The sequence below is a fragment of the Parvimonas sp. M20 genome (assembly GCF_035282425.1).
Lineage (GTDB): Bacteria > Bacillota > Clostridia > Tissierellales > Peptoniphilaceae > Parvimonas.
In genome coordinates this window covers 1-203 of record NZ_JAYKBQ010000316.1, presented here as the reverse complement: position 1 = coordinate 203, position 203 = coordinate 1, and the positions used below count along the sequence as shown (strand labels likewise).

At 28.6% G+C, this 203-nt stretch carries 1 protein-coding gene; it reads right to left on the bottom strand.

Annotated elements, in window-relative coordinates:
• On the bottom strand, positions 1–203 hold a 203-nt coding region (locus VJI93_RS09365), incomplete at both ends, for a DDE-type integrase/transposase/recombinase (RefSeq protein ID WP_324009412.1).

Here is a 203-nt window from a genome sequence, read left to right as displayed (position 1 = left end):
CTTTCAACCTTGCCATTGTGTCTAGGTGTTCTAGGTCTGATTAATTGATGTTTAATACCCAATTCATTACATAGTTTATCAAAAGGATGAACTCTTTTAGTATCTTTAAAATGTGTAAATTCAAAACCATTATCGGTTTGAATAATTTCAGGAATATAACCAAAGTGTTTAATAGCCATTTTAACAAAAGTAACAGTACTATA